The organism is Frankia sp. AgB1.9, assembly GCF_016786355.1.
Taxonomy (GTDB): Bacteria; Actinomycetota; Actinomycetes; order Frankiales; family Frankiaceae; genus Pseudofrankia.
Window position 1 is genome coordinate 37,913 of sequence record NZ_JADWYX010000069.1, and the last position, 10,054, is coordinate 47,966.

A 10,054-nucleotide genomic window follows, 5' to 3' on the forward strand; every position below is an offset into this window, starting at 1 on the left:
GGCCGGCGTGGGTCGCGGCCTCGCTGGTCGGCCGGCTCACAGGACCGCGCCCCCGTTCGGCGCGATGATCTGGCCGGTGATGTACCCGGCTGCGTCCGAGCACAGGAAGGCTGCCGTGGCTCCGATGTCGTCGGGCGTGCCGACCCGGCCAGCCGGGATCATCCGCGCGATGACCTCGGTCTTCGGGATGTTCCGGTTGTTCTGAGCGACGCGCATGAGCGGGGTGTCCACGGCGAACGGCGGGATCGTGTTGGCGGTGATGCCCCGGGCGGCGAACTCGAGTGCCACGGCTTTCGTCAGGCCGATCACGCCGGCCTTTGACGCCGAGTAGTGGACTTGACGGGCCGTGCCCGTCTGCCCGGCCGCCGACGAGACGGTCACGATGCGTCCCCAACCGGCTTTCACCATGTCGGGAATCGCGGCCTGGACACAGTGAAAGGTGCCGGTCAGGTTGACCGCCAGGTACTTGCTCCACAGCTCGAGGATGATGTCCTCGAATGCGGTGAACCCTGATACCCCGGCGCTGGTGACGAGAACCTCGATGGCCCCCAGCTCTGTCCGTACCCGGTCGAACGCGGCGTCGACCGCGGCTCGGTCCGAGACGTCGGCCTCGAGGGACGTCGCCTGCGCGCCGATCTCCGTGCGCAGGCCGTCGGCCACCTCCTTCGCCGCGGCGCCGTTGAGGTCGAGCACCGCGACCCGACGTCCCGCGCGAGCGAGGTGCTGGCAGATGGCGACGCCAACCCCTGAGGCGCCGCCCGTCACGACAGCCACACGTGTCATTTCGCTTGTTCCTTTCTCGACCGGCGCCATGCCGACCTCTGGGTACACAGGCGGCCAGGCGGCACACCATCTGCCATACGAACGTAAAGCATAGGTCTCCGGCATTCACCTGTTGGCTGGCGTGGCCCAAGCGCGCGCTGGGCCGCAGCGTCCTCGGCGACCAGGCCGCGACCTTCAGGCCAACGTCGGTGTCCCCAGTCGGGGCAAGCCGGAGGCCGCCTCCGGCACCGACTCGCGGCGGGCGCGGCCTCGTCCGCGGGCGCCGTCAGGTGAGCTTGGCCACCACCTGCGACAGCTGCGTCGTCGGCGCGATGCCAGGAGGCGCCGCGACCACGTAGGGGATGGCGTTGACGGGACGGTGCGCGGTGTAGCGCCCCGACGCGCGCTCGTCCTTCTCGATCGGCATCGGCAGGTCGATCGACATGTCCACCGGGGTGTCGCCTTCGACCGTCAGACGCCAGCCATCGCCGCGCAGGTCCCAGGCGGGCTCGACGTCCGTCGTCACATACCAGTTGGACCGGAAGCGCATCAGTGGCTCACCGTTGCGCAGGCCTGTCACTGACACGCGCTGCGCACCGACGGACCCGGCCGGGATGGTCACGTCGCGCAGCTTGGTGTCCTGGCGGCACAGCGCGATCTCGGCCGACTCGACGAAGCTGTCGACAGGCACGCCGAGCGCCGTGGCGATCAGGCTCAGCGAATGCTTGAAAACCTCGTCACGCGCGGCCACATCCCGCTTGGCGAACTCCTCAGGCGCATCCCCGAAATGCATGATCTGGACCAGCATTTCGGTGGAGCAGCCTTCGAGGCAGTTCGCGTACTCCTCGATCGCGAGGAAGTCGAGCCGGCGAACCAGCGAGGTGACGCAGATGGGCAGGGCCTCGGTGATGAAACCGGGGCTGGACCCGGTCGCGTGGATCGACGCGCCGCCCACTCGACAGGCCTCCTCGACGGCCTCACGCAACGAGCGTTCCATGGCCTCGGGGTTGAAGAACTCGGCCCGCGTCGTGACGATATTGATGCCGTTTTTCAGGAGCCGGCACACGTCGGCGGCGTCGGTACTCTCAGGCATGTACAGGACGCAGTCCGGCCGCAATGCGAGAATCGCCTCGACGTCGCGCGTCGCCGTGACGCCGACGGGCGGCAGGCCACATAACTCGCCTGCGTCCCTGCCGTCCTTGGCCGCCGAATAGACGCGCGCGCCCACGAGTTCCAGGTCGGGATGCTCGATGACCGCGCGCATGGCGAAGGCACCCACGGTCCCGGTCGCCCACTGCACTACCCGAATCGGTCGACGCGTCTTGGTCGTCATGTCGCTCTCCGTCCTCGTTTCTTCGGCTCAGCCTCGAACCGCGGGCGACGGGAGATCTGGCTCCGCGCCGAGGCGCAAGGTTCTTCCTGCTTCGCTCCGGACCAGGCCGGGCGCTCAGGAGCGGCCGCGGCACCAGGCCGTCCGAGCCCGCCGAGCCTGTATACCACGATGCAATACGCCTGTATAGCAGACTGTTTGTGCGCCGCGTGCACCGCGCCCCTCGCCGCCCCGACCTGGGGCGACGAGGTGGATGCCGTTGGACCGGTGAACGGCCGGTCGAGCCGGGCTCGGACGGACCGCCCGAACCCGACGGTCAACCGGCCATTCACCGGCGCTCGTGCGTCAGGACGTGGGGAGCTTAATCTTGCTATCGGTCAGTTTCCCGCAGATCGGCGTTGCGTTCTTGACCGGCTTGAGCTCGGTCCCGACGAACTGGGCGAAGAAGAGGCAGTCGCCGCCGGTGACCGCATCCTGGCTGACGTCGTACGTGTGATCGCCGAGGAGGCCAAGCCCGTTCCAGTCGTGTATTCCCTGTAGTGCGGTGGTCAACGACGCCCTGGTGATGTCTGGGCCCGCCGCCAGTGCCGCGCGCACGACCAGGCCCGCGCTCAGGTAGCCGTTGTACTGAGCTGATGTCGGCTCGTCGCCGCTGCCAGCGGACCTGAGGTCGGCCTGGAACTGCTTGGTGGCGGCCGTCCGCAGCTCGACCGGCTCGTAGCCGAGCATGAAGTAGGCGCCCTGTGCGTCGGCCTTCGCGGCGGCACCGGCTTCGGTGATGTCTGAGCCGTATCCAGTCGGCAGAAGAGCTGCCTTGATCTTGACGCCCTGGTCGCGCAGCCCACTGAGCAGTGAGAAGATCGTGTCGGGGTCGACGGTCGCGAACAACGCATCGATGCCGGCGTTCTTCATCGCCAGCACGGTCGGGCCGACATCGGTGCTGCCGAAGGGGAACTGGACGTTCGTGTAGCCGACCTTGAGGCCCGCCAGGCTCGCCGACTTGCCGCTCTCCAGCGCGTTACTCTGGGACTGTGGGGAGACGGAATATCCGATCACCCCGACGTTCGTCGCACCCGTTAGCTTGAAGAAGTCGCCCATCGTCGTCGTGACTTCATCGTTCAAGACCGGCCCGTTGATCGAGAACATGTTCGGCAGCGTGAACCACTCGTGGCCGTCCTCGGGGAACCCGACGACGGGGACCTTCTGGGTGCTGAGATAGTTGGCGGCCGCAAAAAAGACGGCCGAGTTCCCGATGACCACGTCGACCTTGTCCTGCGTCACCAGCTTCTGTGCTGCCGTGAGCGCGGTGGTCGGGTTCGTGCCCGTGTCACCGACAACGTACTTGAGATTGTATCCCGCCCGCTGGGCGTAATAGGTTCCCGCCTTGACGCCCCCGACGACGGTCTTGTTCCCGGATGCGGCCGGGCCAGTCATGTCCGCTAAGACCCCGACCGTGATGGTTCCTTTGCTCGAAGGACCGCTGGAGGCGCCGCCAGCGTGTCCGCTCGAGCCGCCGCCGCAGGCGGCAACCACAGCCATCGCGGCGGCGACGCCGGCTGCTAGAAGAGCTCTCGTCTTCCGGTTTCCCATGGATTCTCTCCGGTAATGTTGGGTCGACGGCGGGTGCCGTCGGCGTAACTCGGGCGGATGCCGCCAAAATGGCGGCCGGCGCCGTTCAGAACGGGCAAATGGCCGAGTGGTGTCGCTCATCAACTCGGTACGGTGTGTCGCCTGACCTTCCTCGCCCGAAATCCAGGGCGAAAGCCGGCCGCGCGGCCGTGTCGGATGCGGTCGAAGGCTGGATCCCGACATCTTCGAGCGGGATGTGGCGCACAGGGCGCGGCAGCTCCTCGACAGCCCGGTGGGGCGGCCTCCAGCTGGCCGGGATGCGCGGCGAAGCTCCTACGCGGCCCGGCCCGGCGGCCGGCTGGCGACCTCGATGCCGACGCTGCCGATAACTCCCCCTGTTCGGTCGGGTGTGGGCGCGAGTCGATCTCGGGGTCATGGAGGTCGTGGCCGGAGTCGCCTGCGTCCGCATCTGGCTCCCTCGACATCTCTATACGAACGTATGGCATTACGCCATACGTTCGTACAGGCCTGACGCGTGCCCCGCCGATGAACCGACGCGGGGAGCGGGAGTCAGCGCGGCACCGTCCACTGTCAAGCGGGCACTTCCGTGCCGGCTAGGCCACGTGGCCCGGTGCCTGCCATGGCCCGCGGGGCCTCACGGGCCACGGCAGGCACCAGCCGGGTCCGCGCACCGGAGAGAGCCGGGTCCGCGCGCCGGAGAGAGACAGAGGGACAGCCATGAACAACGACTTGATCCTGATCAGCATCGGTGACCCCGTCATCGAGCCACCGGACATGTTCGCGGGTCGACCGTCCGCCAAGGGCGCCGCTGACGCGCCGCGCATCGAGCGCCTGGACAGCGGTGCCGACGTGTGGAGACTCCGCCACACCATGATCCCCGAGGGCGCGCGCAACGCCGTGGCCCCTTCGTCCCGCGAGTACTGCATGAGGAGTTGTTCATGAAGATCGGACTGACCGGGCGCCCGTCGACGACGGCGAAACTCGTCGAGCAGGCCAAGGCGGCGGAGAAAGACGGATTCAGCACCGTCTGGTACGACAGCACGGCGCTGGGCGACCCTCTTGCGGCGATGGCAGTCGCCGGGCGGGAGACCTCGACGATCGAGTTGGGCACCGCGGTGCTCCAGACCTACCCCTGTCACCCGGTGCTGCAGGCAAATCGGGTCGCGGCTGCGGCCGAGGCGATGGGCCGGGCCGGGCTGACTCTCGGCATCGGGCCGTCACATCGGCCGCTGGTCACCGGCCTGTATGGCCTCTCGTACGACAGCCCCGGCCGCAACACCGAGGAATACCTTCACATCTTGGTCGCCCTGCTCGCCGGTGAGACGGTGACCTTCGAGGGGTCGGAGTGGACCGCGCGGGGTGCCAGCGTGCCTGTCGCGCGGCCGGTGCCGATACTGCTCGCGGCGCTCGGGCCCAGGCTGCTGCGTGTGGCCGGTGAGCTCGCCGACGGGGCGGTCCTCTTCATGGCCCCGGCGAAGGCGATCGAGACGCACGTCGCTCCCCGCCTCAGGACGGCGGCATCCGGGGCAGGCCGACCGGAGCCGCGGATCGTCGCCGGGCTGCCGGTGGCCGTGCACGACGACCTCGCTGAGGCTCGCGCCGCCGCAGCCGCGACCTCGCAGGTCTACGGGAGCCTGCCGAACTATCGGCGAATCATGGAGATCGGTGGGGCGGAAACGCCGGCGGACGCGGCCATTCTCGGCGACGAACAAAGCGTGACCCGTCAGCTCCAGAACCTTCTCGACGCCGGTGCCACCGACATCCAGGCGTTCGTCGTGCCGGTGGGTCTCGACCGCAGAGCCTCCCGGCAACGCACCCTGGACCTGTTGGCCTCCCTCACCGGCTGACACCAGGCCCAGGTCTGCCTCGCCGTCGCGCAGCTGGCGTCGCGCCGGGAGGTCCCTCATCCATGTGCGGGGCCGGCCGGCGCCGGCGCGGCTGCTGGTGTGGTCCAGTCGGGCGAGGACGCATGTCGAGCTGTGTCGGCGCCGCGTCGATGGCCCGTGACGCCGGCGTCGGCCTGGTCGTGCCTCGCGTCAGCCGGCGACAGCGGGCATAGCGTCCCAGCCACGGACGGTCGAGGTGGGCGCACGCCGGGCGGAGGCCAGGTCGACCTCCCAGGTCGGGAACCGCTTGAGCACCTCCTCGAGCGCGATCCGTCCCTCCAGCCGCGCGAGCCCGGCGCCCAGGCAGAAGTGCGTTCCGATGCCGAACGTCACGAGCTGGCTGAAGTCTCGGTGGATGTTGAACCGGTCCGGCTCGGGGAACGCGCGCTCGTCGTGGTTGGCCGAGGCCAGCATGAGCAGCAGCGCGCTGCCCGCGGGAATCGTCGTTCCGTGGTACTCGACGTCCTCGGTCACATAGCGGGCCACGTGCGGGCCGGGCGGCTCGTAGCGCAGTAGCTCCTCGACCGCGCGTGGGATCAGGCCCGGGTCCGCGACCAGCTCGGCGCGCTGGTCCGGATGCTCAGCGAGAACCTTGCCCATCCAGCCGAACAGTCGGCCGGTGGTCTCGACGCCCGCGCCCGCGATGACTCCCACGAAGATCTGCACCTCCTGTCGGGTCAGCTTGCGGACCGTGCCCGACAGGTCGGTGAACTCGAGGGTCAGCAGTTCGGTGATGATGTCGTCCGAGGGGTTCTGCGCCCGCCACTTCACGTAGTCGGTGTAGTTCCCGCCGTCGAAGTACTTCTCGCGGCTGACCGGGAGCGGCTTTCCGGGCTCGTTGCGCAGGGCCCGTTGGGCGGTCGACCGCAGCGACGGCTGGTCCGCGTCGGGGATGCCGAACAGCATGCCGATGGTGCGCATCGGCAGTTCGGCGCCAACGTCCAGCACGAAGTCAAATCGGCCCTTCTCGACGAGAGGATCCAGGCAGGCGGCGCAGAACGCTCGCACCTTCTCCTCGAGCGCCTTGATTTTCTTCGGCGTGAACATCCTCGAGACCAGGGCGCGGTGAATCGTGTGCAGCGGCGGATCTTCGTTGATGAAGATCCCCGGGGGCATGACGGGCGCCGCCTTCACGACCTCGAGGATGTCGCCCTTCGTCGAGGTCAGTCGTCGCGGGTCCTTGAGTGCCGCGGCGACGTCGCTGTAACGGCTGAGGCCCCAGAAGTCGAGGCTCTCGTTGTGATAGACCGGTGCCTCGTCGCGTAGACGCTGGTAGACGGGATAAGGGGCCTTGTCGATCCCGACGTCGTACGGGTCGTAGTAGAGGTCGTCTGCGCTCACTGCCTTGGCCTCCCTGAACATCCTCATACGAACATATTGCATTGTGCCATACGTTCGTACAGGACGGCACTCGCGGGATCAAGCGAACTCGTGGCGCTGGGGCCTCGCCAGGCAACAACCCCGTTGCGTGACCTGGCCGCGGTGCAACGACACCCGAACATCACGATCGGTGGTCACTTGAGCGTGGAGGCAGGGGTCCTTCGCGTCGGATAGAGATCCTTGCCGGGCGGGTGTCGGTCGCTGCTCGGCGACGGAACGTCTGCGGGGGCGGGCTTTGCGCTCAAGGCGGACAGAAGCCGCCGGCGTCGACGGCGGCATTCGCGAGGCCGACCGTGACAGCGTTGACCCGCACCTTGGCGCCCATCCAGCGCCCAGAACATGCGCCGATTTGATCTCCTATGCCAGACCGCCGGCCAGGCGCTCGGATTCCCCGACCCGTTCACCGGCACACGGGCTGCCGTGCCCGCCCCGCGCCGGCCGACCGGGGTCCGGACCTCCTGGTGCCTGACGGCCAAGGCGACCCGTCATGGCCGGTCGGCCCGCCCGCCTTCGGAGAGGGTCAGCCAGATGCGAGTCGTCAGGAAGTCTCGACACGGAGACGGTGCAGGCGCACCTGCTGGATCCGCCACTGCCCGTCGTCGCAACGCAGGTACTTTTCGTGGTAATGGCCGTATCCCTGGAGCGTTGCCTTCAGTTCGGTGCGCGTAGCGTCCGCGAACATCTGGACGCTGTCTTCCATCGCCCACACCCCAGTGGCAGTGTCGGGTCCAGTGACAGTGATCTCCGGCATGTGGCCGTGGTGAACGCTGAGGCACTTGTCCAGCTGCCGGCTCATCGTGCTGACGAACTTGTCGCGCCCGGCGAAAGTCACATCAGGCACGTCCGCTACCCACACAGTGACATCTTCTGTGAAGACGTCCCGCCACTCGTCCCACTGCTTGCAGTCCATCAGGCGAAAATACCGGGCCTTCAGCTGCTTGATCTTCTCGATGTCGACGATCGTATCGATATTCATGATCGAGGTCCTCTCCTCAGGAAACTCGGTTCTTATCTGCGCCGCCGCACTGCGACCCCGTCAGCGGGCGGTGTACCCGCCGTCGACAGGCATGGCTACGCCGGTGACGAAAGACGACTCGTCACTGGCAAGAAAGAGAGCGGCGGCGGCCAGCTCGTCGGGCATCCCCCAACGCCCGACAGGCTGCGGAGGAACGAGGTCCGTAGGTGGTATCGAGTCGTCCGTTGCCCCTGCCTGGCCAGTCCAGGTGAGCCCCGGACAAAGAGCATTGATCCGTATACCCTTTTTTGCGTAGTCAAGCGCGGCGGACTTCGTCATTTGCACAACCGCGCCCTTCGATGCGGCGTAAAGTGAGAGGTTTTTGAATCCAACAAGTCCGCTTGCCGAGGCTGTATTGATGATCGATCCACCGCCTGACGCCAGCAACACAGGGATGGCTGCCTTCATGCCAAGGAAGACCCCTTTCACGTTCACGGCCATCACTGCGTCAAAATAGTCCTCCGTGAACTGGTCGAGCGGAATGAGAGGACTTGAGATGCCCGCGTTGTTGAACAGTACGTCGAGGCCGCCAAAACGTTCGATGGCGGTGGACACCATGGCCTCTACGTCGACTGCTGATGACACGTCGACGTGAACGGCGACAGCGGCCTCACCGATCGACGCCGCCGTTAATTCTTCGCGTCCACTCACATCCGCGCACACCACGCGTGCGCCCTCCCGCGCGAACAGAAGGGCTGTGGACCGACCGATACCGGAACCGGATCCGGTGACTACGGCAACCTTTCCGGATAATCTTCCCATGGTTATCTCGCTTTCAGGCGCGGAAGTTTTGGGACAGGTCAGGCCGTAGCGGCGCGGCCCGTACTGCGTAGAGCCCCCGCGCGGGCCAGGCGGGTCGGTGCGCGCACGGAGAGACGGCCGCCGAGCGCGAGCGCTGCTGCTCCCCGGTGCGACGAAGTGGAATGTGGTTACCGACGCGCGGGCACCTCCATGAAGATCGAAGGAACGTGCTCGATCGACGGGGGGTACGACAACCCGTCGCCCTTGCCTAACTGTAATACATCTGTATAGCACAGGATTTGCACGCCTTCGATCACGTGACGGCCGGGGGTCGCCAGCTCCGGAGGTGAGTGCCGCTGGCCGCCGCCGGCGAACCGCGCGCAGCGGCGTGCTCGGCGTGGCGGTGACGTAACCATCCCGCATCCGGGGCTGTGAGGATCTTGGCGCGGGTCCCGGCGCCGGGAGCGGGACCTCGCTCGTCCCGGTCAACGGACTCCGGGACCGGACGCGCAGGTGGAGATCTCTGCGCCGTCGGGGAGTGGAGCGAGTCGCCGGTCGCCCGCGCGGCCAGCGGGCCTAACATGTCGAGGCTTTCGTGGCGGCATGGTCGGGTCGAAGCCCGTTGTCGACGCGAGGCTTGGCCGAGCTGCGCATCGCTCGCGTGGTGCCTGTTGAACTTAGTCCGCGTGCGGGCTCTATGGGAGCGCACAACCAAGATCGTCGCCCTGATCCACTTGATGTTCGCGGTGCGAACGAGATCCGCCTCGTGCGGATGAAGGTCATGCGCCGGCGGGGCCATGCTGTTGAAGTCGCGTCTGGCCCCGTCGGAACGACGCAGGAACGCGCGCGGTTCGCTGCCCAGCCGGGCCTGGCAACGCGCCGGGCCTGCCCGTCGCGAGGCATGGCTTACTCGTTCCGACTGTCGCTATCCGACCGGAGGCTCCGTCGATGGCGCCCAGGTGCAGCGCGGTAGACGCCCCGGTGGGCGCCCCAAGGATCCCGAGGATCAGCAGGTCGATACTGTGCCGGCTCTTGATCTTCCACCTGTCTGCACTAGGCGAGGCGACACGCTCCAGGCGACTGGCCGATCTCCAGGCCGTACATCGGACGCGTCGGATGCTCGACTGGCAGGTGCCGATCACCTCGGATGGATCTTCAGGAAACGATCTTTCCCTAACACCCCTCCCGTTGGGCAGGCGGTCGCGGTCTCTTGCTTCTGATCGCGGAGGTCGTCTTGGCGGGGCTCCGGCCCTTCCAGGACGGGTTCGGCCTTAGTGCCTGTCCTGAATCTTGATGGTCGGTTAGCTGTCGGTGGTCGTCCGGGCGGTCCATCGCGGGGCCGGGACGCCG

8 protein-coding genes are annotated in these 10,054 nt (G+C 67.3%); 2 read left to right on the plus strand and 6 right to left on the minus strand.

All coding sequences use genetic code 11. The annotated features are described in order from the left end of the window. Positions 1-36 precede the first annotated feature (36 nt). The 3 genes from I6A60_RS25190 to I6A60_RS25200 form a co-directional block, all read right to left on the minus strand. Entirely contained in the window at positions 37-783 is a 747-nt protein-coding gene (locus I6A60_RS25190; RefSeq protein WP_203015765.1) for an SDR family NAD(P)-dependent oxidoreductase, read from the minus strand. A 265-nt stretch (positions 784-1,048) separates the two neighbouring features. Further along, the gene (locus I6A60_RS25195) at positions 1,049-2,095 is read right to left on the minus strand and encodes a dihydrodipicolinate reductase (protein ID WP_203015763.1); all 1,047 of its coding nucleotides are present in this window, start codon (positions 2,093-2,095) and stop codon (positions 1,049-1,051) included. A gap of 342 nt (positions 2,096-2,437) precedes the next feature. Further along, positions 2,438-3,682 (minus strand): ABC transporter substrate-binding protein, encoded by a 1,245-nt coding sequence (locus I6A60_RS25200; RefSeq protein WP_203015761.1) that lies wholly within the window; start codon positions 3,680-3,682, stop codon positions 2,438-2,440. Positions 3,683-4,399: 717 nt separating this feature from the next. Here I6A60_RS25200 and I6A60_RS25205 point away from each other — a divergent pair. After that, a complete protein-coding gene (locus I6A60_RS25205) occupies positions 4,400-4,624 on the plus strand; it encodes a hypothetical protein (protein ID WP_203015760.1) in 225 nt (74 codons plus the stop codon). Then, entirely contained in the window at positions 4,621-5,529 is a 909-nt protein-coding gene (locus tag I6A60_RS25210) for a TIGR03564 family F420-dependent LLM class oxidoreductase (protein WP_203015759.1), read from the plus strand. Before I6A60_RS25205 ends, I6A60_RS25210 begins: the two co-directional genes overlap by 4 nt. A gap of 189 nt (positions 5,530-5,718) precedes the next feature. On the opposite strand, the gene I6A60_RS25215 is transcribed toward I6A60_RS25210, so the two are convergent. The 3 genes from I6A60_RS25215 to I6A60_RS25225 form a co-directional block, all read right to left on the minus strand. Then, positions 5,719-6,909: a cytochrome P450 gene (locus I6A60_RS25215; RefSeq protein WP_203015758.1), complete on the minus strand. Its 1,191-nt coding sequence runs from the start codon at positions 6,907-6,909 to the stop codon at positions 5,719-5,721. 577 nt (positions 6,910-7,486) lie between these two features. Continuing rightward, positions 7,487-7,924: a nuclear transport factor 2 family protein gene (locus I6A60_RS25220; protein WP_203015757.1), complete on the minus strand. Its 438-nt coding sequence runs from the start codon at positions 7,922-7,924 to the stop codon at positions 7,487-7,489. Positions 7,925-7,984: 60 nt separating this feature from the next. Further along, complete coding sequence (locus I6A60_RS25225; protein WP_203015756.1) at positions 7,985-8,725, minus strand: SDR family NAD(P)-dependent oxidoreductase; 741 nt, start codon at positions 8,723-8,725, stop codon at positions 7,985-7,987. Between the last annotated feature and the right edge of the window lie 1,329 nt (positions 8,726-10,054).

Excerpts from the sequence above, each read along its gene's own strand:
- I6A60_RS25205 (WP_203015760.1), top strand. The coding sequence starts at position 4,400 with ATGAACAACGACTTGATCCTGATCAGCATCGGTGACCCCGTCATCGAG.
- I6A60_RS25210 (WP_203015759.1), top strand. The coding sequence starts at position 4,621 with ATGAAGATCGGACTGACCGGGCGCCCGTCGACGACGGCGAAACTCGTC.
- I6A60_RS25220 (WP_203015757.1), bottom strand. The coding sequence starts at position 7,924 with ATGAATATCGATACGATCGTCGACATCGAGAAGATCAAGCAGCTGAAG.
- I6A60_RS25200 (WP_203015761.1), bottom strand. The coding sequence starts at position 3,682 with ATGGGAAACCGGAAGACGAGAGCTCTTCTAGCAGCCGGCGTCGCCGCC.
- I6A60_RS25190 (WP_203015765.1), bottom strand. The coding sequence starts at position 783 with ATGACACGTGTGGCTGTCGTGACGGGCGGCGCCTCAGGGGTTGGCGTC.
- I6A60_RS25195 (WP_203015763.1), bottom strand. The coding sequence starts at position 2,095 with ATGACGACCAAGACGCGTCGACCGATTCGGGTAGTGCAGTGGGCGACC.
- I6A60_RS25225 (WP_203015756.1), bottom strand. The coding sequence starts at position 8,725 with ATGGGAAGATTATCCGGAAAGGTTGCCGTAGTCACCGGATCCGGTTCC.